Origin of the sequence: Pelagibacterium lentulum (assembly GCF_003992625.1) — a bacterium.
Taxonomy (GTDB): Bacteria; Pseudomonadota; Alphaproteobacteria; order Rhizobiales; family Devosiaceae; genus Pelagibacterium; species Pelagibacterium lentulum.
Genome location: NZ_RZMW01000043.1, coordinates 40,036 through 60,509, shown reverse-complemented (window position 1 = coordinate 60,509; position 20,474 = coordinate 40,036). Strand labels below are relative to the sequence as shown.

Sequence of the window (20,474 nt, the reverse complement as noted above, 5' to 3'; positions counted from 1 at the left end):
AGGATTTGCAGCCGGGTGGCCGAAGAATAAGGGAATAGACCTGAAATGAGCAGTCCGAGCGAAGCCGCGCCGTCCAACACAGACCGCGTGTATATTTTCGATACAACCCTGCGTGACGGCGAGCAAAGCCCCGGCGCGACCATGACGCTGGAAGAAAAGCTCCAGGTGGCCGAAATCCTCGATACGATGGGCGTCGATATTATCGAAGCTGGGTTTCCCATCGCTTCAAATGGCGACTTCGAGGCCGTCGCAACGATTGCCAAACGCGCCAAAAACGCCGTTATAGCCGGGCTTGCCCGCGCCATTCCTGCCGATATCGACCGGGCAGGGGAAGCGGTGCGCTTTGCAAAACGTGGCCGTATCCATACCTTCGTCTCGACCTCGCCGATCCATCTGGCGCACCAGATGAAAAAGACCGAGGATGAAGTGCTCGAAATCGTCACCAAAACCGTGACGCAGGCCCGTAACCTCATTGACGATGTGGAATGGTCGGGCATGGACGCAACCCGCACGCCTATCGAATTCCTTGCCCGCTGCACCGAAGCTGCAATCAAGGCCGGGGCAACGACCATCAATATTCCCGATACGGTCGGCTATTCGACGCCGGAAGACTATTATGCGCTGATCAAGGGTCTGATCGAAATGGTCCCCAATTCGGATCAAGCGATTTTCTCGACCCATTGCCATAACGATCTGGGGATGGCGGTTGCTAATTCATTGGCCGGTGTGCGTGCCGGTGCGCGGCAGGTCGAATGTACGATCAACGGGTTGGGTGAGCGTGCAGGCAATGCGGCGCTCGAGGAAGTAGTGATGGCCTTGCGCACCCGCGCCGATGCCTTGCCTTATCACACCAATATCGAAACCACGCACCTGTCGCGCGCATCAAAGGTGGTTTCGGCGGCAGCCAATTTTCCGGTGCAGTATAACAAGGCGATCGTGGGCAAGAACGCGTTCGCGCATGAGAGCGGTATCCATCAGGATGGTATGCTGAAAAATGCTTCCACCTACGAAATCATGACCCCCGAAAGCGTCGGCATCAAATCCACCTCGCTGGTCATGGGCAAGCATTCGGGTCGCCACGCCTTCAAGGAAAAGCTCAAGGATCTGGGCTACGAACTGGCCGATAACCAGTTCCAGGAGACGTTCCAGCGTTTCAAGGATTTGGCCGACCGCAAGAAGCACGTTTACGACGATGACATCATCGCCCTGGTCGACGATGAAATGGGTTCAAGCGGGGACCGCATCAAGCTCGTAGACATGAGCGTGACCACCAAGACCGGCGGCGTTCACCGCTGCGAAATGGTGCTGTCGGTGGATGGCGAGAAGGTCGATGTCAGCTATGACGGCACCGGCTCGGTCGATGCCATTTTCAACGCCATCAAGAAGGCGGTGGAAGCCGATCCGCATCTGGTGCTCTACGCCGTCGATGGCGTAACAGGCGGCACCGACGCGCAGGCCAATGCTCATGTGCGCCTTGAAATGAGCGGGCGTATCGCGTCGGGCAATGCGTCCGAACCCGATACGCTGGTGGCTTCCGCCCGTGCCTATCTCAATGCCTATAACCGGCTGCTGATCGAACGTGGTGCGCCAGCCCAAGGCGCGATGGCGGGGTGACATACACCCTTATTCTTGTAGAGACCTCCCGGCAATGGGAGGCTCTGCATGACATTCGGCATAGTGTTCTTTTTGAAGGGCGCCATGCCGATGTGGTTTACGATGCCAATCATCCCGATGACAGGGCGGCGGGCAATCTGCCGTTACTGCTCACACGCGATGGCGAACCGATCGGCACCGCCCGGCTGGATGATTTCGGCGACGGCACCGGCGCCATAAGGCTGGTCGCAATCGTCGTGTCCATGCAAGGGCAGGGGCATGGCCGCGCCCTTGGTGACAGGGTAGAAGAGCTTGCCCGCTCTCGCGGCATACAGACCCTTTATGTCAATGCGGCCCCCGAGGCGCTCGGCTATTACCGGGCGCTAGGGTGGGAGCGCTATGATTGGAGCCTTGCCGAACTGATCGGCATTGCAGCCGATTGCGTACAGATGCGGAAAAGCCTCACGGTCCTTTGATTTGCCGCGTGACCGGGGTGAGGCGCAGGCTGGTCCGGCTCACGAGGGAGATTGCAATGACGCCCCATCGAATGATTACACTCATGCTGTCGGCTTGTGCGGCCATGGTTGTCACGCCCGCGCTTGGCGGGACCGCACTTTTCGCCGGAGGTTGCTTCTGGAGCGTCGAGGCCAATTTCGAGAAGGTTGAAGGCGTTATCGAGGCCGTCTCGGGATTTGCCGGAGGGCATACGGAAAACCCGACCTATAACGAGGTCGCCTATGGCGGGGATACCGGCCATTACGAGGTGGTCGAGGTTACCTATGACCCCGATGTGGTGTCCTACGATCAGCTTTTGACGGTGTATTGGCACACGACCGACCCGACCGATCCAACAGGCCAGTTCTGCGACAAGGGACCGATGTACAAACCGGCCATTTTTGCGCTCGATGACGAGCAGATGCGGCTTGCCGAAGCCAGCAAGGCGGCAATCGCTGAGGAAAGCGGCTATACCATTGTGACTGAAATCAAGCCTGAGGCGACATTCTATGCAGCTGGCGACGAACATCAGGATTTCTATCTTACGAACCCTGCCCATTACGAGCGTTACCGCATTGGTTGCGGTCGTGATGACGTGATCCGCAGGCTATGGGGCGAGAAGGCATTCCTGGGCACCAGCCAAAACCCCTTTCCTGACGTTTGAGCGCATTTTGCCCCAATTGACGCTAGACAGCACCGATTGCGTTTGTTAGAGAGGCGCAACTTGCAGCGGGGCGCTCCGGCGCGCCGCGATTGGGTTTGGGTGTATAGCTCAGTTGGTAGAGCAGCTGACTCTTAATCAGCGGGTCCAAGGTTCGAGTCCTTGTACACCCACCAAAAACCTCTAGTAGAATCAATCGGATAGACGAAAGCCGCCACAATGGGCGGCTTTGCGGTTTGGGCTGCGTCGCCACCCTGTCGCCACGGCGACACGTCAGGCCGCTTTTTTCTCAGCCTGAGCGCTATCCGTCGCTACCCAGACAATCTGCGGTGCTTGTCCGAACATGTGGAGTTCGGCGAGATGGTGCTCGATAACCCTGCCGGCTTTCGGGTTCGGCTGGTCACTTTCTTTGTGCGCACTGCGCGAACTGTTGTTAATCATGTTTTGAGTGGCCCTAAATGATCTGTTGTTCAGTGGGAGAAATTCGCTACACTGTTTCGATTATAGGGTTAACAAGCATTAGTCAATTAAAATCGCAACTATGTCGCGATTTTGTTATCGGTGGGGTATTCGGTGGTGCCGAAGCAGATCAAGATGGCTCGCGCAGCCTTGGGAATTGGGGTGCGTGACCTGGCCAGAATGGCCGGCGTTTCTTCAAATACGATAAGCAGACTGGAGCGGGGCGAAGAGCTCAAGGCCGACACGGTCGCCACCATCCGAACCGCCCTAGAATTAGCCGGCGTCCAGTTTCTTGACGAGGGTGCTACTGCCAGCGGGCTTGGCGTGGCGCTGAAGGGTGAATCATGACACCCCCAGTCCTCGAAACGATATATACGCTCGAAGAGGCGGCAGAGCGCCTTCGGCTGAGCAAGAACGCACTCGCACGCTTGGCTCGCCGAACGGGTCATTGTTCCGTTGCCGGGCGGACAGTCCTCTTTAGCGATTCCGACCTACTGGCAATTTGGCAGGGGATGCGGGTGGAACCGACCCGATCGGTAGAGACCGTGAAGTCGACGCTGAAGTCAGAGCGCGAGATTCACCAGCGCGCAAAGGAGTTTCTCGCAAAGAAGCCTAAGGCGAGGGGTGCCAAATGACTGGATCAGATCAGAACGATGCGCCAGACCTTAAGCCATGTCCTTTTTGCGGGGGCACTGCCAGAATTTATCACAACACCAGCCCGCCCGGTAATAGTTGCGAGTGGCACCTCGCTTCGATTGTCTGCTCAGGATGCGAAATCGGAGTGTATCAAGAGGTCACCCCTGAAGAGGCCATTAGTGCTTGGAACCGGCGGGTAAACTGACTGAAACGGAAGTGTGGCGCGCAAAATCATTTGGCAGCAGAAATGGACATTCGTTCGGGACTCAGTGAAACTTCGTGGAAGCCATATTAACTGCGAACGGAAGTTCCCCGATGAAGGCAATATGCAATCATACTCTCACCGAATCCCACGACGACCATAAAGGAGACCTGGCACTTGTATATGATGACGGCCAACCGATACTTGGTTTAATAGGATTACGCAGGAACGGCAGCCTCGGCTGTCTCGTCATCGACGGGATTAGAACCTATGTCCGAGACGCGCCCAGCTCAATCATCTCGCTTCCCGAAGCTCAACTTGAGGCAGTTCTGCCAACCGCAACCTCTGATTATCGGCGCACACCAATGGTCGGCGATCTAATACTTGTGGATCAGCATTACTTTATCGTGGCATCTACCGGCTCTAATGGCATGGTTTGTGCCGATGTTGACAGCGGTGAGATCACTATTTGTCGGCAGCACGGAGTTGTTTTCAGCCACTGGCGTATCTGGCATCCGAGCGCAGATAAGAGCCAGCAACTGCTTTACGATAGTCTAACCGTGGATCGTTCTGAAGACGACTGACTCTAGCGAGATTACCATGCTACGGAGCACGACTTGCGATCTCTAGTAGACCAAACGTCACCCGCTTCTTTTTGATGTCACCCATTTTCCCTGCAACTATTCCCGTGGCCGCCACGTCCTGTCAGCGGCTTGAACCGGGCCGTCGTCTAGGCCCCTCCCCAACAGGCGGCCCGGTCCTATTTACTCTGGCCTAACCAATAGCTCATCCGCCCGATCTTCGCCAAACGCCTGCGTTAGCTCCCAATGCAAAACAGCAAACAGCGGATCGTCAGAGACGAAATACTCAACCGCGTGATACATCAGGCGCAGCTTGGCGAGTTCTGAGGCATTCAGCTCCTGCTCGAACTTCTCGGCCTCCTCGGGCGTCATGCGCTCGATGAAGTTGGATTTGTAGAGTGCATAGGGCGAGTTTGGGTCAGGGATAGGTGGTTCTGGTTCAGGCGGCGCAACCCATTCACCATTTTCCCAAGCGTGTTCTTTGGACGGTGCTTGGTCACGAAGAATAAAGCTATTGCCTTCGAGAAACACTTCTTTCCCGGATTGAATGCCGACAAGAGCTGCTTGGTATTGCTCTGCGCTAATCTCAATAGCATTTTCCGGCAGTTCTTTATCCGTTCCAATGCCCCCATTCATTGCAAAATGAATTGTCATGCGATCCTCCGATACACTTTGACATACTGTCGTTTGACGTTGGTGTGATTTCCGGAACGCGAACTGCCAGCGCTGTCGAATGTGACGTTGCCGCTCCAAGTGGATGCCGACCCGGCACTAGCAGGGATGAAGTTATCAGATCCCGATGGGAGATCGAATACCCCACTCCCCCCATTGAAGATTACACGATTACTTCCCGCACGTGACAGGGTTCCGGTCATTTGCTGGACTTGATCGTTTGCAACATTGCCAATTGATGCAGAACGCGGCATGAGATAACGTTCTTCTGTGTTCAAGAGACGGATAGTCTGACCATTCATCGGGCTGCCGCCCCAAGCAACAACCGCCGTCGCATTAACAAGCGGTGCCGAACCTGTAACGCTCTCGCTTGTAAGTTTCCCCTCGTTAAATTGACCGCTGCCCGTTAGGCCCGCTGTTAGCTCAATCCAGACACCAAGCCCATCGCCGGGATCAGCAGGCGGGATTGCGGCACCCACTGTGCCGTCATGGGAATAGTACTCGCCAATGGCTTTCGAGAACCAGATCAGCTCATTGGCATTCAACCCAATATTGGTACGTGCAACAGCCTGTTCAGCCGGTGATTTCTGTAAATCTTCTTCAAACAGTGCATCAACCGAACCAATATCTTCTGGCTTCAACCCACTGTCTTTGATTAACTTGCCAGTCGTCCCATCGAACAGCGCTATGTGGTCATCAACCGCCGATGCCGGTCCACCAACCGCACCCAAACCCGTTCGGGCCGCTTCTGCATCGGCATCGTTGGTGATCCGGGTTTGCCAGAATGGCGTCACGCCGTCGATATCGCCGGCAGGGCCGCGAGGTATCGAGAGGTTGACCTGATAACCGCCTGTGATGGGCACCCAGTCCCACACAGCGTCCTGATCTGCCGCAAGCGTTGTGATCGACCCCGGCTCTACGATCATGCCAGCCGGAATCTCGAAGTTCAGCGCGCCACCACCTGCGCCAGGCGTCAGCGTGACATTGGGCGACTCGCCGAACGGGACTGCATCAACAACGCCAATCGAAAGGCTATATCCTGCCCCGGTCACATACGCAGGGTCAGACCAATCGCCGCTGGCATTGCTATTCTTGGAAAAGATCGCCGAACGCCCGGCATTTTCCGGTCCGAAGGTGTTCCCCACATCGGAGGCCAGCACAGCAAAAGGCTGCTCCATATCATCGTATAAAGCGCGGGCCGGTACATCCGCTACCTGAATGTCATAATTCGCGCCGCTAACAAGTTCAGTCTTTGCGACCAGCGTCAGAACCCCCGGCGCCGTAAACATCGGCAAAAGGTTTGCCGCACCGTTGAGCCCCGCCATCGCCTGCAAATTGCCGTTGCCGAGTTGCTGGCGCAGCATGGCAGCTTGGGCTGTAGAACGCACACCGTCACTGGTAAAGCGCATACGATAGGCGGCATCGGTAAGGGTCGGGCCAGCCCACGGCCGCGTAAGACGCCCCCCAACATTGCTCGTGATCTCGCCAATAATCGCCCAGAACTCGGTTGCTCCCTCAACGTCGATGAGAAGATCACCTTCGCGTAGTCCAATAAGTTGCCATGCGGTATCTGCGCCAGAGAACTCGTCAGAGCCATTCTCAAGAGTTATGGTGCCCATTGCGTAGTCAGAGGGCATCGTTAGAAGTGCCATGTTCTAGTCCTTATTGCTGTGTTTGCGCATGACGCCCTCAAGCAGCATCGACGTCACCTCGACATCGCGCCGCTGAGCTTCCCGCATGGATTCGACAGAAGGGGTCCTGCGCGCATGACATCGGGAGCTTAGCAAGCTCTCGCGTTCGCCCACCTCAATCGGCTGGCCCGGCACATCATCCCAATCGAGCACCCGCTCCACACGGGCGCCGTTGCGGTCCACAACAGTCCAATCGATGTGACCGCCAACGTAGTGGCCCAATGGCAGCCCGGCAAACTGCTCGCAGGGCTTGGCCCGCATGGCTTTCAAGAGCTGCACACCGTCCGACCGCAGACCGTCTGGGAATGAGAAATCCACACCCGTGGCCAACATTTCGTCGATATCGAGGCCCGGACCAAAAGCGTGGCTGTCGCCACGATTGACCAGGCGGTCCTCGGTGTTTTTGTATGTGAGGATCAGCGGCCCGCGTGTTTCTGATATGCATGCAATCACGATCGCGCTTGCGCCGATTGTTGGCTCGAACTTAGGCAATTCCTCGCCCAGCACTTCGATCATCTCGTCGACCGAACTCAGAAAGAACGCCGCGGTTAGCACCACTTCCGTCATTACTTCGATGTCGGGCTCTTCGCCAACACCCGCAACGGCAACTGGCGCGAATAACGCCACTCCAGACTTGTTCTTGTCGCGGACAAACCGGCCTTCTATGTTGAACACTGCGCCGTCGGTCATCATTTCGATGCGGTCGTCAAATCGTATTGCGAAATAGCAGCTCATTCTGCGGCCCTCCTCGGGATTTGGATTTCTGAAATAAGCGGGCCGGCTTCTCTCAATGCTTCCGTCTCGGCCTTAATCATATCGATGCGATTGGAAATAGCTTCCATCGCCGACATGAATGCCGAAGACTTGGAGCCGCCGCTTCCGACGGGCACTGTGGTTTGAGTGTCTTGCGGGTTTGCCGTTACCGTTATGGACGCGCGACGGCCGGTAAGGATGGCCTCGATTTCGGCCTGTTGCGCGTAGTTCGCGTCGAGTTGCGCGCGGATATGATCGATCGACGCCTGGTGAACCTCAGCAGCGATGCCAGACATGTACTGGCTTCTGGACTGCAATGCTTCGAGTTGGTTCCCCAACTCAATGGATTCCTGTCCAAGCACCCGTTGACGCGCAACAAGGTTGTCCGTGCCCACAAGGTCCAGATTGCCGCTCATCAGTTTGGCGGCGTCGACCGTGTCGCGGATGGCACGCGCAACTGTACCGATCGCCCTTGCGGCTTCGATAACGACGGGCGCCAAGTCAACGAATGCCACCATCAAATCATGCCGAATTATTCTGTTGGCCACACCCAGTTCGTTATTCATTTCCTCAGCGCGGGCAATAACTTCCCGATCGACAACAATTCCCATTTCGCGAGCGCGCTTAGTGAAGTCGTCCAGACCGTCTGCGCCGTCTTTGAGAATGCGGACCATATCCATGCCAGAACGACCAAACGCCGCCCGTGCTATGGTTGCCTTTTCCTCAGCGCTGGTGGCATTAGCCACGGCGTCGGCTATCAGGCGCAGGCGCTCCTCTTGCGTGGTGGCGAGCTGCAATTGCTCAAGCAGCGACTTGTTGGTCTTGTCCAGAAACGTTGCCAACTCGCCTTGGCCGTTCCGCAGCGCACCAACGCGCACCGTGAACTGCTCAAGCGCGCCGTCTAGTCCGTCGACACCCTCCTCAAGCGCAGCGAATCCAAGCGACTGGTAGAGGTCGGTGTCCAGTCCGACCGTGCGGGCCGACTTGCCAAGTTTGTCGAACTCGGAGATTGCCTCACGGGCCACGCCGAGCATTTTGGTGAACGCGAATGTCACGCCACCAATACCAATAACCGTGGCACCCATAAGCAGATTGGTGCGGCTGAAAATCGATGCCGTCGCGCTAAACCGGCTGGCAATGCCACCTAGAGGCCCATGCACCAGCGCAATGGAGCTGGCCATGTTTCGGAACGACGTCGCAACCTGCTTGTTATTGCGCTCCATGTTCCGGCTCATGTTACGCGTAAGCCCCATTGCCTTGTTCACGCCGTTCTGCAGGCCGGTGATCTTGGCGTCTAGTTGAACGACAAGGCGCTCCATGTCGGTGCTGCTCATGAGCTTTCAACCTGCAGGCGCGCGGCAATGTCGACGAGATGTTGGGCTGTGGCTTCCCGGCCCTCTGTCAGGACCAGGATGGCAAGGGCGGCCGCTGTGAGGGCGCCTGAAACATCTTCAGTCTTAAATCCGGTGTTCAATAGGTCGAGTATGGCGACGTCGATGTGTGCGCCAGCGATTTCTAGGGGTGTCATGGTTTGCTCCAGGCAAAGAAAAACCCCGCCGAAGCGAGGTGTGTATTTGGGATGGGTTCGAGCGCGCGACTCTGGTTTGATAGGGGGCAAACAGGAGGGGCGACAAATGACGATGTTTATCAGCGACTGTGTGAGATGCGGGACGAAAAGTGTTCAGCACCAAGTAACCGGCCAATCAAAATATGGCACTTTCGATTGGGAGATTATGGGATTTTGCATGGCCTGTGGACGATCGTCCATCTACGAGTGGGACGCTCCGGGGTCTGCGGCGCCGATGGACTATGATGGTCGCCTAGGGCGTGGCAACAGTGGAATAATAGGAAAGCATCCAGTTCGAATCGCAACAACTGCCATAGAAATTTCAGAGCATGTTCCGTCTCGTATCGCCGACCTGTTCCGCGAAGCAAACGAGTGTCGCCAAATGATGTGGTACGAGGCGGCTGGCGCAATGTACCGAAAGACTCTCGATGTGGCGACGAAGCACATCTATAGTCATGACGATCGGCTTGAAGGTAAACAACCCGCTCAAGCACTGCGGGTGCGCATCAAGTCACTTGGCGAGATGAAAATTCTCGAACCTGACATTGTTGAATTGGCAGATGTCGCGGCCTTGGACGGCAATGACGCCACTCATGATGTCGATCCATATACAGCAGACGAAGCTGAGGCGCTCGAGGACCTCACGCAAGATTTGTTAGATCGGCTGTTTGTCCGCCCTGCTCGACTTGCAGCCGTAAAGGCGAAGCAGATTACGAGCGGGCAGCGGAAAGCAGATTAGAGGATCCGAGACGGCGCAAGTTTCTTGCCTACCCCCCCATATTTTCAATTGTGGGAATGCACGCGTTGGCCCCCCGCCGGTCCCTGGCACAAAAAGTTTTTGGACTTTCGAAGCCCCCTGGGGGTGCCTTCCTCCTAGACGAAAAGCCCGCCAGCCGGAGCTGACGGGCGAAGTGGGTTGCCAGCGCAGATGCAATTGCAAAAGTGGATATCGCTGTCCAACCGGTCCCTGTGCAAATCAGCGGTCGAAAGGATTGGCGGCCCGCTGGTTAGCTACGACAAGGGTTTGCCGTCATTCCCGCCGCCATGTTCTGTGTCCGCTATCACGAAATCCCAAGCGCGGCCTCGACTTTGGCCAATAGAACCGTATCGACGCTTGCATCTTCGGCGCGCTGACTGTTTGCCGCACGCAGTTTTCGAATTGGTTCTGGCGACTGGTTTGCGCCAAACCGCGCAAGTGTCTCGCCAAGCGTGCCGATACGATCGGCCATGCCCTTCTCGACAAGCTCTTCGGCGAAGAACACGCGACCTTGGCCGTAGTCCTTTTCGACTTTGGCAGTCGAAACGCCCCGCCCTTCGGCGACAGCGGCAACAAATCGACCATAAGACCGCGAAACACGCTCCTCGATGAACGCCAATGCGTCCTCGCTCAGCGGCTCCGTCTCGTTGCCTTCTGTTTTAAAATCGCCGGCTGAAATATACGTGCGCTTAACGCCCGCCTTTTCGAGTGCAGCCGAAATATCCTCATGCACCGTATAGACGCCGATCGAACCTGCGCGAGCGCTCGGGCTCACCACGACCTCGTCCGCTTGGCTGGCAATCCAATATGCAGCACTGGCCGCAAGGTGGTTGACCTGCGCAATGATCGGTTTGTCGCCGCCGCGCAAGGCGCGGATTTCGTCGCCAAGCTCCTGCGCGCCGGGTACAGCGCCGCCTGGGCTATCGATGTCCAACACAACAGCCTTGACGTCTTCGTCGGCTAGTGCGGCGTGTAGTGCGCGCTGAATGCCCATGTAGGACGTTCCGCCCGAAATCTCGGTCATCATGTCCATTTTTGGCGCCAAGACGCCGTGAATCGGAATGACCGCAACGGCACCCTCGCGCCGTGCAATCTCCCCGTCCTGCTTCTTGGTAATCCGCGCTGCCATTTCGTCGGCCGCAACTTCACCGCCCGCAGCTTTGAACGCCAGAAAATCGGCAATGACCGAAAGCTTCGAGCGCTCCATAGCCCACGGTTCCGCGGCGAACGCGGATAGAACGTGTTGATATTTCATTGAATTTCCTTGGACTACGCGGAGTCCGATTGGCGCGGGTTGTTTAAGGTTTGCGCCAATCGGAACCACCGGGACTAACTGGCAGCCGGTTCGAAGTCGCCGATGATGAACGAACGCGGATGGTAAACAGCAAGGGCCAAGCGCTCTTCAATACGGCCCGTCCAACGGTTGCGGACAAAGTCGTCCTCGTTCTCAGTGGACAACATGAACTCGACCTCTTGCCGGTCGAATATCTCGGCCGCCATTTCGAAAGAGCCTACAAGGAATTGGCCCGGTGCGAGTGCACGCGACGGCACAACCGGCAAGTTCCAGACCCGACGCGCGGTCGTTCCGAACGCGCCGTTGGATAGGAAATGGCCGTCGGTGCCACGCACGTCGAGCAGGCGGCGCCAGTCGCGAACTGAAAGCACGATGCCGTCCGGGTCGTAGTCCGACTCTTCGCTCTGAGCGATAGCATGGTTCAGGATCGAAAGCTCATCGTCGCCCGTTCCGGTCCGGCTGGTATCATAGGCACTCGCCTGCGGCACAATGCCCAGAACGTTCTGACCAACGCCATTACCGTTGAGCAACTGGTTTTCTTCTACCAGTTTCAGGCCGTAAGTGCCTCGCCGATCGATGTACGAAATCAGTGCTGGCGCATCATCGAGGATTTGGCGGCTGCCCTTGAAGATGTGGGCCAAGGTTCTCACGGGGGCCGAGCGCATTTCGAATTCGAGATCCGACTGCGGCTTGGGATCGTCCGGGTTTTCTTCGACCGGTGCGGCCTCGTTGGTGAAGTCGGTTTCTTCTGGCCACTCAATGAGGCTCGACGTCGTGGTGGTCTGGCGCAACAGATCGCGCACAGTGAACTTGCGCTCGGGTGGCGTGACGATACCAGGGCGGCGGTCAGACTGGACAAGGGACGTTGTGCCAGAAGTGTTGTTACCGACCGTGGCAGGGGCGCTGGTGATGTCGGCGCGTTCGCCGGTCAGGCGGACGACGGCCTTACCTCGAAATGAGGACGTGAGATCCTTGATATCCTGAGATGCCGCGACCTGCGAGCCGAGGGATTTGCTAACCGGAACGCGATTGTCATTGTCTGGCTCACGCGCTGCGCGCATTTCGAGCTCCCTAAGGCGGCTGTTATACTCGCCTTTGATGGTCTCGACGGCCTCAGCGATGGCCGTAAGTTGGTTTGCAGTGGTCATAAGACAGTCCTTATTTAAGGTTGATAGCCGCGCTCAAGCAGCGCTTCGCATTGAGCGCGAGCCTTGGAGCGTGCGGCGTTTGAGATTCGGGTGATTTCGACCGTGCCGGGATTTTCCGGTTCGGCTAGGGCGCCGAGGGCCGTGAGCACGGCAAACTCGGTGTTGATGGCGCGCCACAAGTTCACCCGTTCTGGTGCGTTTCGGGGCGTTTGGCCGGTGTAGCCAAAGTGCTTTCCGGCGAAAGCAGAAAGCTCTGCCAGTTGCTCGGTGTCATCGGGTAGCGCGAACAACTCGCTGCCCTCAATTGTGGCTAGTGGTTTGAATGTCATATTCATCCTGTTGGAAATGGGTGCATCGCATGGCCAACGCTCGCCGACGCGGTAATACGGGCCAGTGCGACCAACTCATCTGCTTGTGCCGGTGTGTGGCCTTGAAATTCCAATCCGATTGCCGCGAGTGCCTGGCCGGGTACGATGACGTGTTTGCCGGCGGCGCTTTTTGGCGGTTCTGGGCCATACCGAGAGTGAATGCCGGCCAAGGTTAGGGCGGCGCTTGCTGGCTCGAGCCGGATCACAAGGGAGCCGGACACGGCGCCCTGCAGCGCGGGACCATGAGAAAGCAGGCCGGCAAGGGCGGCGTGCAAGGTGGTGTGGCTGTCGGAAAGAGCGGAAAACGTTTCGACCTGGGCCGAAACCTTGCCGAGTCCGTAGTCAGTCAGGACGGCAAGCAGCAAGTTGACCGCCTCGCTTACCGATAAATCGGGCGGATACCTACGCGATCCTTCCGTAACTGGCAGCAATCCGGCGTCGGCGGCACGTTGGCCAAGGCGCTCAACCCGGCCGGGATCGATATTGAGGCGACGTGCCAATACGTCGCCAAGCGCTGAACGGCGCATGTCGTCACCTCTTTCTGGTGGAATTGGGGATTAAATGGCGAAAGCAAAACGGCGAACCCAAGGTGCCGCCCAGGGTTCGCCGCTAGAAAAGGCGCTTTGCGCCCTTCATCAAGTAAAGGCTACCAACGCTGAATTAGGTGGCATTGCCCCGCGCATCGTATTTGGCATAGGCATCGACCAGTGCCTCAAGGGCGACGCGCTGCAGTTCTGCGCCGACCGTCTGAGCATATTTTGCGCTGTGCCCGCGATCTTGTCCGATTTCCTCGGCAGTCGCACCATCTACCGACGACTCGAGGACCCGCCACAGTGCCTTCGGCAGGGCGTCCTGCAAGTGAACTACCGTCTTCTCGGCGAAGATTGTATTGATCATTCCGGATTCGGGAGAGTGCCATGTGCGGGTCTCTGGTGCCGCCTTCATCATGGCGCCGACAAATACATGTCGAGCTGATTTTGCAGCGTTGGGCGCCGATGGCCACTCCGCGCCGGAATAACGGCCATTAAGTTCGGCCTCGACTTCATCAGGATACTCCGGCAACTCCGGCCCACGAGGGCCGCGCAACCTGTCCTCGATCTGATAAACGTCGCCGTTGTCGGATTTGTGCGGCACCAATTCACCGTCACGTGTCGGGAGGAATTCCAGCGTGCCTGCGATATACAACGCGATCAGATGCTCGGCGGTTGGCTTCTCACGCTTGAGGTCTGCGCCATACCCGATTTGCACGTCTTCATTTATTGTCGCGTCGGGGGTATCGGTTGTCCACGACGCACAGCCACCAATAGCTTCAAGATCGCGCCGCAGCCTGACTAGCGCGCACAGGGCGACAACGTTGTCCTCTGGCGTTCGCATGAGCCGACCGGCCTTGAGGCGGCTATAGGCTGGCCATGACCAACGATGATTGTCATTGGCTGGCACGGGCAGCGGCGTGGAAACCGCGGCATGATCTGGATGAAGTTCGATTGGATTGGTAACGGTCATAGTTCCTCCGGGCGGCAAGGGAGTGGTGGCATAATTTGCCTTTTTCGATTCTCGATCAGATCGTCAACTTTTCTCGGCCTTGGCGTTATCATTCGCGGGTTTGCGATCTGGCCGGAGTTTGAAAAACTCTCGCCACGACAGCCGACGACCGCGACCGGCTCGGTTTTCAAGGTTGGCGTCGATGAAGTCCGGCGATCCGACGTACAGCCTTGCGCGCCGGTTCATCGGCTCGTCCCGCACGGCTCAACAAAATCCAAAAGAACGGGGCGGATCTTGTCGTCGTCGTCGACGTCGAGCGCAACGAATTGCGGCTCGGCGCCGGGACGATCGGTAATACCGACTACACGCACCTGCCGGCCTTTTTCGGTCTGGGCGTCGAAGGGTTCTAAATGTAGCATTCGGTTCATTCTTTCAGGCTCCTCTAAGTTGATAATATTACTTGTCACCACTCCGCCCTTGCGCGTGCGAGAAAAGAACAAAACAGGCTGCCCCTCTAAAAGAGAGAAAGACTATTATTATTTTTATCTCGCGCGCCCAATGGACAAGTGGTGACAAGTTCAGGTCTATTAGGTTTTACTTGTCACCACTTGTCCGCCGTCCTGAAGACTGGGCGATTGTTGCTCTTACGCGAGCGCGCCGTTCCAATTCCACTTCGGCACGGTCTTCAAACAACTCGCGGACAAGCGGTGACACTTGGTAATGTGTCGAAGTCTCGTTTCTCTCTCTAGGTTTGGCAGTCAGCCAACCCAACGAGTCTAACCTCTCAAGAATTGCCTCCGCTTGGCGGGTGTCGAGCGTCCGCATAATTCGGTCGCCGCGTCGCACGTCGCGAGCGCTAATCACCTTCATTGTCGGACGGCTCAAGATATAACCAGCGGTAGCCAAAAGAGCGTCGTGGTCATCGGTGAGGCCCAGTATGTTGCTGTAAAAAGCGAGGCCGTGCCGAAAAATGAAGTCGTGAAGGAATGAAGCCACGCGGCGTGCGACGTCGGCGGAAATCTCGTTTGGGGCAACGTCCGAATTGGCCTCGATGCAATGAAAAACGATACAAAGCCGATTAAAAAAGCTGTCATATTTCCCAAGATGACCGGCAAACTTTCGATTGATTTCCTCCCAAGCTCGCACCATCGCGTGGTGCCGCTCTTCCATCTCGACACGGATGGCCTGAGCGTCTTCTGAATAGACCAGCCGGCCAACACCCCCCAAGCCAGGCGCGGACATACGCCGCAAGCGCCGTACGGTGTCGCCATAAGTGCCAACGGACGGGCCGACTGCGCGATCATGACCCACACCGGCCGGCGACAGCACTACTGGCAGGAAGCGCTGCAGTAACCCGTCATCGTGCATGTCGTTTGCAATTCGACGCATCGGTTCGGGCTGGATGCCGCCCAACAACGATATGGAAAGATTCGGAATCAGGCACACGCCACGACCAACCCGGTTGATCGCGTATGATCCTCCGTTAAAGCTTTCCAGCCAAAACGAACGATCTGCCATCGACGCCTTCGATGATCCGTATTTTTCCATCGACCCGAACCACGCTGACAACTCATCACGGATGAGCAGGACGCCATCAGGATTGTCTTTGAGCACTTCCTGGGTTGCCTCGATCGTGGCATCCTCAATACGGGCACGAGCCTGTCGTGGTTTCGGCTTTTCGCGTTGCTGCGCTTTTTCGAGCGCACCCCACTGCCCGAGTGCGTCGATATAGCTCCGAACAAGTCCATCATCGACGGCGCGCAGTGGCCGCGCCGCGGTTGAGATTATTGGAGATTTTTTCGTCGAGGGTGCGCCAACGACCGCCGTCCATAAACGCGCGGCCTCTCGCCAGCCGGTATCGTGTTTTTTGACCTGCAGCGTAATTGCGTCAGGGATTGCCGCTGCACAGACCGTTATCGCGGCCATAGCCAGCCCGCCGACATCAGCACCCATCTGCTCAGCCATGTCGAAAGCGAAGTCGTCTATAACGGCGGGGAGAACACCTCGCGGCAAGGACGGCTTCTCTCGTTCCGCCCATAGATCAACTGGTGCGTTGTCGTTGGCAGCCGTAGGTGCCGACGAGTTTGTGAGGCCGAGCGACATCCGAACAAACGTCTGCAAGTCCCTCTTGGGCGTCCCGTCCATAGGCTGCACCGACACGCCACCACCCATAGTGAGGAACATATCTGCAGGAGAACCGGCAATTACGGCGCCCTTTAGCCACGGATGGCTGATCGTGCCACCCCAAAGGTCACGGGCGCGTTCGAGAATAGAGTTATCGGGATTTTTCATGTAGGCCAACGCCCTCCAACGCGAGACGGGTGATTTCGGCGATAAGTTCCGGCGCCAGGACGGCAGCCGGTGAGCCATTTCGCGGCGAAGGTGGAAATACTCGACCGCCTCTTTTCAGCGTCCAATCGAGCAACTTCACCTGCGGCGAAAGCTCGATGTCAAAGCGTGCCAAAGCGCTTCCCGCGCCCGTCATCGGGCGCAGGTTCTGTATCTGCATTTTGATTTCCTTGTGTTCAGGCGGCTTGGTGTGCCGCGCTATTGTCGTTGGCGGGCCCCCATGAGGAGGTGCGTTGCCGTTCCTTGAGCCACGCGTCGAGATCGTCGGTATTATAGACCACAGCGCGGCCAAGCTTGGCGTAAGCAGGCCCGCCGCCAAAGCAGCGAAACTTGTCCAGTGTAGATTTTGATAGGCCGAGATACTCGGCGGCGGCGCGGGTGCGAATGTTGGCCATCATAAACTCCTGTTGTCGGGAGTTTTATTGAGACACATTCGCTAGCGGGTGTCGTGAGGGTTTAAATCCGGTTATGGATTCTGTTTAATGATGTTGTGGTAGATAGCAATTGCTCGGCGGTATTTGCCGATCATCTTTCGATAGTCGCTTTCGTCATTTGCCGGATACGCACGGCGCAGAGCCTGGAAACGCTCGCTACGCGGAATGCCATCGTCTTTCATTTGCTCGTAGAGCGCACCGATCTCAATCCAAAGATGCTTCACCCCAAATGGTTGCCGTCCTCGTCCCGCCGTGCGCAAATACTCGGCTAACTCAAGCGTTTCCGCGCCAGCGTTGCCGCTGTCTATTGCTGCTTGCAGCTTCGCAATTGCGTCTTCACGCCGGCCGCGGTGTAACAGATTGCGGATCCAGAACTCTTCGACATCAAATGGCTTCGGAAGCTTAGCCATTGGTACTCCCTTTCAACGCCGTCGCAATCTGTCCGGCAATGGAGTCCGCAGCGCGCTTCGATGCGTCCGTTGCCAAATGGGCGTACCGTTCGGTAGTCGCCGCTCGTGCATGCCCCAACAGCTTGCCTATGACCGGCAGTCCAAGACCAGAGCCCGCGCCGACAGATGCAAACGTGTGACGTAGATCGTGAAGTCGCACACCATCTAGGTTGGCACGCTCGCATATTGCAGCCCAAGGCTTCTTTAGGTCCGAGCGCGGTTTCTCATCCTTTTCGCCAGCACTCTCGCCGGCAATGACAAATCGTCCGACCCTCGGCGTGTTTCTCAAAACCTCGATTGCAGCCTCTGAAAGCACAACGGTTTTTCGGCCAGTTTTTGAATCTGGTAGAAAGAGCAGGCCCCGTTGCATATCAACTTGGGACCATTCGAGGTTCAGTATCTCGCTAATTCTGCTACCAGTTAGCATGAGCAGCCGCAGCGCATTCGTCGCATGAATCGGCAAGGGTGGACGGCGCGTGGTTGCCTTGGGAGAGTGCTTCGACTCGCCTTGCCGATAAGGCAGGCCGATCGTTTCCGCCTCGGTCATTGCTTCACCGATCGCGGCGATTTCCTCGTTGGTCAAAAAGCGTTCTCGGCCATCTTCTTTGAATCGCTCAATTCCTCTTGCTGGATTTGGCGCGTCGGGATCGAGCCAGTTAAAAACAGCAGATGTGATCGCGAGAGCCCGGTTAGCAACAAACTTGCCACTGGATTTGGCGATTGCGCCATGCATCACACTGACGTCGGCGCGGGTGATGGCGTTGGTTCTTTTTGAGCCGATCTGCGGATCAATATGAAGACGGAGAATGTAATCGTAGTACTGAGCCGTTCGTTCTTTTCGCTTGGTACGCACGTGTTTGTCGATGTATTCGGCGACAGTTTTCCTGAAAGGCAACGCGGCACGCTCTTCAGCTTTGGCACTAGCAGGATCGGCGCCTAGCTCGACGGACGCAAGCGCTTTGGCTGCTGCCTCCCGTGCTTGTTCGGGAGAAAGGCGATCTAGATGCCCGATGGTCACGCGCTTCTTCGCGATGGTCCGACCGCCGGCGCCCGGTCGATACTCAATGAACCAGGTGCCAGTTTTTGACGCATTGATGCGGAGACCGAATCCCTTCAGGTCTGAATCGTAGTATACTCCGCGCTCTAACCCGCCTACAGACCGTCGTCCGAGTTTAATAACTGGCATTTATAACTCCGTGTCGCCACCATGTCGCCACCAAGATAGGAAACCAAGCGAAACTTGGCAATGCTAACGGACACTTTAGTTATCAGAAACGCCCGTAAATTGGCGATTCTTGACACGCAGAGAAACTGAGTGATACAAGTGTCGAATAACTCTTAATCAGCGGGTCCAAGGTTCGAGTCCTTGTACACCCACCATTTTCCAAGTCATTTCCGGTAACTGGATGAAAAACTTGTCGCGATGCGCGAAGATGCGTAACGCGCATTGAAGCGGTGTGAGCAGTTAGAGCCGTTCAGGTTTTGATGGGATCAAAACCCGGCTCTAAGTCTTTGTTTTGTTGCTTGTCCGAACCGCAAAACTGTTTCCACTTTTGCTGGACACGCTCTCACTGCATTTTATGGAATTACTTAGCAATTGGTTCACCATCGGGCGATTTGTAGTGGCTGTATCGGCGCAATGAAAGTATTTGGGAAGCCTGTACGCTTAGTCTGGGCTGAAACTGGCTTTTCCAAAGTGCCCGAGAGACCAATGAGCCTTGCTTCCAACATTGCCGTCAATACGCGCATTCTGACCGCGCATGTGGCTGCCGGTGCCGCAGCCGTAGAGCCTTTGCAAGTTGAAATCATCGCGCCCGATGCCTGGGATCGCCGTGCGTCGGCATTTGACGGTATCTGCCAGGAGCAGCTTTGTGCTTACGCGCAAGCGCGCTGGCCAGGCGTTGTGCTTGAGCCGCTGATATTTTCACGCGACGGGCAGACGGTGGGCGGTGCGCTTGTCATGATCCAGCCGTTGCCGTTGGGACTCGCGTCGATTGCGCTGACAAAATGGGGTCCGATTCTGGCTGATAACGCGGATTCAGGTGCTGACCGGTTGATGGGTCAGATGGTCGATCACATCACGCAGGCCTATGCAAAAGAGCGCGGTATGATGGTTACCATTATGGCAAAGACCGCGCCGGGCGATACCAATGCCGATTTCCAGCGCCTTATGGCCAAGGGGTACGTAAAGGGGCAGGGTGTCAGGTTTCCGAACCGCTACGTGGTCGATGTCCGGCTTGATGATGAAACCCGCATGGCGCGCTTTGGCCAAAAATGGCGCTATCACCTGCGCAAATCGTTCAAGGCCGGGCTGAGCTTCGAGCGTGCCGGGCCAGAACAGCTCGATCGGTTCATGGTGCTCTACAACGCTATGAGCGATCGCAAACAGTTCCCCGATTATTCTGCCATCGATTCATTGGACAGCTTTCTGGCAATGCCCGGCGGCACGGCGCGGCCAGAATTGTTTTTCGTTACACATGAGGGTGAAACCGTTGCCGGCGCTGTGATTTTCACAGCAGGGCATACCGCGGCCTATCTTTACGGCGCGACCAATGACGATGCGCTCGACCTGCGTGCGGGATACTTTTTGCATTGGCACATCATCCGCTGGCTGCGCGACAATACTGAAGCCAAGGTTTATGACCTTGGCGGGACGGATGGTTTTCAGGGGTTGCACCAGTTCAAGTCCGGCATGGTGGGCGAGGGTGGCTACATCGCACCGATACCCCCCATGGCCAATTATGCCATCAGTCTGCGCGCGAGATTCTGGGGCGCGTTAGCCTATGAAGCCCGCGCATTTGCAACCAAAACGCGCGATGGTATGGAGCATCTTAAGCGCAAGATCATGCGTAAGCTGCGCCGGGCATAAGGAGCGGTTCGCGC

At 56.7% G+C, this 20,474-nt stretch carries 24 protein-coding genes and 1 tRNA gene; 9 read left to right on the top strand and 16 right to left on the bottom strand.

Features of this window, described 5'->3' with window-relative positions:
* Positions 1-45 precede the first annotated feature (45 nt).
* The 7 genes from EO133_RS17215 (at position 46) to EO133_RS17185 (ending at position 4,630) form a co-directional block, all read left to right on the top strand.
* Positions 46-1,614: a 2-isopropylmalate synthase gene (locus EO133_RS17215; RefSeq protein WP_127073895.1), complete on the top strand. Its 1,569-nt coding sequence runs from the start codon at positions 46-48 to the stop codon at positions 1,612-1,614.
* Positions 1,611-2,069, top strand: coding sequence for a GNAT family N-acetyltransferase (locus EO133_RS17210; RefSeq protein WP_127073894.1), 459 nt, complete (start codon positions 1,611-1,613; stop codon positions 2,067-2,069). The genes EO133_RS17215 and EO133_RS17210 overlap by 4 nt, the downstream gene beginning before the upstream one ends.
* A 56-nt stretch (positions 2,070-2,125) precedes the next feature.
* The gene (gene msrA, locus EO133_RS17205) at positions 2,126-2,752 is read left to right on the top strand and encodes a peptide-methionine (S)-S-oxide reductase MsrA (RefSeq protein WP_244640706.1); all 627 of its coding nucleotides are present in this window, start codon (positions 2,126-2,128) and stop codon (positions 2,750-2,752) included.
* 97 nt (positions 2,753-2,849) lie between these two features.
* Positions 2,850-2,925, top strand: a tRNA-Lys gene (locus tag EO133_RS17200).
* 400 nt (positions 2,926-3,325) lie between these two features.
* Positions 3,326-3,556, top strand: a complete 231-nt coding sequence (locus tag EO133_RS17195) for a helix-turn-helix transcriptional regulator (protein ID WP_371870914.1) — start codon at positions 3,326-3,328, stop codon at positions 3,554-3,556.
* Positions 3,557-3,839: 283 nt separating this feature from the next.
* A complete protein-coding gene (locus EO133_RS20865) occupies positions 3,840-4,049 on the top strand; it encodes a Lar family restriction alleviation protein (protein ID WP_127073893.1) in 210 nt (69 codons plus the stop codon).
* Between the two features lie 110 nt (positions 4,050-4,159).
* Entirely contained in the window at positions 4,160-4,630 is a 471-nt protein-coding gene (locus EO133_RS17185) for a hypothetical protein (protein WP_127073892.1), read from the top strand.
* 180 nt (positions 4,631-4,810) lie between these two features.
* Here the strand turns inward: EO133_RS17185 and EO133_RS17180 are convergent, their stop codons facing one another.
* The 5 genes from EO133_RS17180 to EO133_RS20330 are packed head-to-tail and all read right to left on the bottom strand — an operon-like array spanning position 4,811 to position 9,271.
* A complete protein-coding gene (locus EO133_RS17180; RefSeq protein WP_127073891.1) occupies positions 4,811-5,281 on the bottom strand; it encodes a hypothetical protein in 471 nt (156 codons plus the stop codon).
* Complete coding sequence (locus EO133_RS17175; protein ID WP_127073890.1) at positions 5,278-6,951, bottom strand: hypothetical protein; 1,674 nt, start codon at positions 6,949-6,951, stop codon at positions 5,278-5,280. The genes EO133_RS17180 and EO133_RS17175 overlap by 4 nt, the downstream gene beginning before the upstream one ends.
* 3 nt (positions 6,952-6,954) lie before the next feature.
* On the bottom strand, positions 6,955-7,725 hold the full coding sequence (locus EO133_RS17170) for a hypothetical protein (protein ID WP_127073889.1): 771 nt from the start codon (positions 7,723-7,725) through the stop codon (positions 6,955-6,957).
* Complete coding sequence (locus EO133_RS17165; RefSeq protein WP_127073888.1) at positions 7,722-9,077, bottom strand: hypothetical protein; 1,356 nt, start codon at positions 9,075-9,077, stop codon at positions 7,722-7,724. The genes EO133_RS17170 and EO133_RS17165 overlap by 4 nt, the downstream gene beginning before the upstream one ends.
* Entirely contained in the window at positions 9,074-9,271 is a 198-nt protein-coding gene (locus tag EO133_RS20330; RefSeq protein WP_164735072.1) for a hypothetical protein, read from the bottom strand. The genes EO133_RS17165 and EO133_RS20330 overlap by 4 nt, the downstream gene beginning before the upstream one ends.
* Before the next feature lie 106 nt (positions 9,272-9,377).
* On the opposite strand from EO133_RS20330, the gene EO133_RS17160 reads away from it, so the two are divergent.
* The gene (locus EO133_RS17160; RefSeq protein WP_164735071.1) at positions 9,378-10,049 is read left to right on the top strand and encodes a DUF4145 domain-containing protein; all 672 of its coding nucleotides are present in this window, start codon (positions 9,378-9,380) and stop codon (positions 10,047-10,049) included.
* Between the two features lie 322 nt (positions 10,050-10,371).
* Here EO133_RS17160 and EO133_RS17155 read toward each other — a convergent pair whose 3' ends face one another.
* From EO133_RS17155 to EO133_RS17110, 11 genes are all read right to left on the bottom strand, one after another.
* Entirely contained in the window at positions 10,372-11,322 is a 951-nt protein-coding gene (locus EO133_RS17155) for a S49 family peptidase (protein ID WP_127073886.1), read from the bottom strand.
* 74 nt (positions 11,323-11,396) lie between these two features.
* Positions 11,397-12,509, bottom strand: a complete 1,113-nt coding sequence (locus EO133_RS17150) for a phage major capsid protein (protein WP_127073885.1) — start codon at positions 12,507-12,509, stop codon at positions 11,397-11,399.
* A gap of 14 nt (positions 12,510-12,523) precedes the next feature.
* The gene (locus EO133_RS17145) at positions 12,524-12,838 is read right to left on the bottom strand and encodes a hypothetical protein (RefSeq protein ID WP_127073884.1); all 315 of its coding nucleotides are present in this window, start codon (positions 12,836-12,838) and stop codon (positions 12,524-12,526) included.
* 2 nt (positions 12,839-12,840) lie between these two features.
* Complete coding sequence (locus EO133_RS17140) at positions 12,841-13,404, bottom strand: hypothetical protein (RefSeq protein WP_127073883.1); 564 nt, start codon at positions 13,402-13,404, stop codon at positions 12,841-12,843.
* 133 nt (positions 13,405-13,537) lie between these two features.
* Complete coding sequence (locus tag EO133_RS17135) at positions 13,538-14,380, bottom strand: hypothetical protein (RefSeq protein WP_127073882.1); 843 nt, start codon at positions 14,378-14,380, stop codon at positions 13,538-13,540.
* Positions 14,381-14,601: 221 nt separating this feature from the next.
* Positions 14,602-14,787, bottom strand: coding sequence for a hypothetical protein (locus tag EO133_RS17130; RefSeq protein WP_127073881.1), 186 nt, complete (start codon positions 14,785-14,787; stop codon positions 14,602-14,604).
* A 166-nt stretch (positions 14,788-14,953) separates the two neighbouring features.
* Entirely contained in the window at positions 14,954-16,651 is a 1,698-nt protein-coding gene (locus EO133_RS17125) for a DUF3987 domain-containing protein (protein ID WP_164735070.1), read from the bottom strand.
* Positions 16,635-16,868, bottom strand: a complete 234-nt coding sequence (locus EO133_RS20325) for a hypothetical protein (RefSeq protein ID WP_164735069.1) — start codon at positions 16,866-16,868, stop codon at positions 16,635-16,637. The genes EO133_RS17125 and EO133_RS20325 overlap by 17 nt, the downstream gene beginning before the upstream one ends.
* A 16-nt stretch (positions 16,869-16,884) precedes the next feature.
* Entirely contained in the window at positions 16,885-17,103 is a 219-nt protein-coding gene (locus tag EO133_RS17120) for a helix-turn-helix transcriptional regulator (RefSeq protein ID WP_127073879.1), read from the bottom strand.
* Between the two features lie 71 nt (positions 17,104-17,174).
* Entirely contained in the window at positions 17,175-17,552 is a 378-nt protein-coding gene (locus tag EO133_RS17115; RefSeq protein ID WP_127073878.1) for a hypothetical protein, read from the bottom strand.
* A complete protein-coding gene (locus tag EO133_RS17110; RefSeq protein ID WP_127073877.1) occupies positions 17,545-18,777 on the bottom strand; it encodes a tyrosine-type recombinase/integrase in 1,233 nt (410 codons plus the stop codon). Before EO133_RS17110 ends, EO133_RS17115 begins: the two co-directional genes overlap by 8 nt.
* A gap of 525 nt (positions 18,778-19,302) precedes the next feature.
* Between EO133_RS17110 and EO133_RS17105 the strand changes: the two genes are divergently transcribed.
* Positions 19,303-20,460 (top strand): lipid II:glycine glycyltransferase FemX, encoded by a 1,158-nt coding sequence (locus EO133_RS17105; RefSeq protein ID WP_164735068.1) that lies wholly within the window; start codon positions 19,303-19,305, stop codon positions 20,458-20,460.
* Positions 20,461-20,474 lie beyond the last annotated feature (14 nt).

Bases quoted from the DNA above. Each gene is read 5' to 3' on its own strand.
- EO133_RS17165 (WP_127073888.1), bottom strand. From the start codon at position 9,077: ATGAGCAGCACCGACATGGAGCGCCTTGTCGTTCAACTAGACGCCAAG.
- msrA (WP_244640706.1), top strand. From the start codon at position 2,126: ATGACGCCCCATCGAATGATTACACTCATGCTGTCGGCTTGTGCGGCC.
- EO133_RS17180 (WP_127073891.1), bottom strand. From the start codon at position 5,281: ATGACAATTCATTTTGCAATGAATGGGGGCATTGGAACGGATAAAGAA.
- EO133_RS17185 (WP_127073892.1), top strand. From the start codon at position 4,160: ATGAAGGCAATATGCAATCATACTCTCACCGAATCCCACGACGACCAT.
- EO133_RS17135 (WP_127073882.1), bottom strand. From the start codon at position 14,380: ATGACCGTTACCAATCCAATCGAACTTCATCCAGATCATGCCGCGGTT.
- EO133_RS17105 (WP_164735068.1), top strand. From the start codon at position 19,303: ATGAGCCTTGCTTCCAACATTGCCGTCAATACGCGCATTCTGACCGCG.
- EO133_RS17125 (WP_164735070.1), bottom strand. From the start codon at position 16,651: ATGAAAAATCCCGATAACTCTATTCTCGAACGCGCCCGTGACCTTTGG.
- EO133_RS17170 (WP_127073889.1), bottom strand. From the start codon at position 7,725: ATGAGCTGCTATTTCGCAATACGATTTGACGACCGCATCGAAATGATG.
- EO133_RS17140 (WP_127073883.1), bottom strand. From the start codon at position 13,404: ATGCGCCGTTCAGCGCTTGGCGACGTATTGGCACGTCGCCTCAATATC.
- EO133_RS20325 (WP_164735069.1), bottom strand. From the start codon at position 16,868: ATGCAGATACAGAACCTGCGCCCGATGACGGGCGCGGGAAGCGCTTTG.
- EO133_RS17175 (WP_127073890.1), bottom strand. From the start codon at position 6,951: ATGGCACTTCTAACGATGCCCTCTGACTACGCAATGGGCACCATAACT.
- EO133_RS20330 (WP_164735072.1), bottom strand. From the start codon at position 9,271: ATGACACCCCTAGAAATCGCTGGCGCACACATCGACGTCGCCATACTC.
- EO133_RS17155 (WP_127073886.1), bottom strand. From the start codon at position 11,322: ATGAAATATCAACACGTTCTATCCGCGTTCGCCGCGGAACCGTGGGCT.
- EO133_RS17215 (WP_127073895.1), top strand. From the start codon at position 46: ATGAGCAGTCCGAGCGAAGCCGCGCCGTCCAACACAGACCGCGTGTAT.
- EO133_RS17150 (WP_127073885.1), bottom strand. From the start codon at position 12,509: ATGACCACTGCAAACCAACTTACGGCCATCGCTGAGGCCGTCGAGACC.
- EO133_RS17110 (WP_127073877.1), bottom strand. From the start codon at position 18,777: ATGCCAGTTATTAAACTCGGACGACGGTCTGTAGGCGGGTTAGAGCGC.
- EO133_RS20865 (WP_127073893.1), top strand. From the start codon at position 3,840: ATGACTGGATCAGATCAGAACGATGCGCCAGACCTTAAGCCATGTCCT.
- EO133_RS17160 (WP_164735071.1), top strand. From the start codon at position 9,378: ATGACGATGTTTATCAGCGACTGTGTGAGATGCGGGACGAAAAGTGTT.
- EO133_RS17145 (WP_127073884.1), bottom strand. From the start codon at position 12,838: ATGACATTCAAACCACTAGCCACAATTGAGGGCAGCGAGTTGTTCGCG.
- EO133_RS17130 (WP_127073881.1), bottom strand. From the start codon at position 14,787: ATGAACCGAATGCTACATTTAGAACCCTTCGACGCCCAGACCGAAAAA.
- EO133_RS17115 (WP_127073878.1), bottom strand. From the start codon at position 17,552: ATGGCTAAGCTTCCGAAGCCATTTGATGTCGAAGAGTTCTGGATCCGC.
- EO133_RS17120 (WP_127073879.1), bottom strand. From the start codon at position 17,103: ATGGCCAACATTCGCACCCGCGCCGCCGCCGAGTATCTCGGCCTATCA.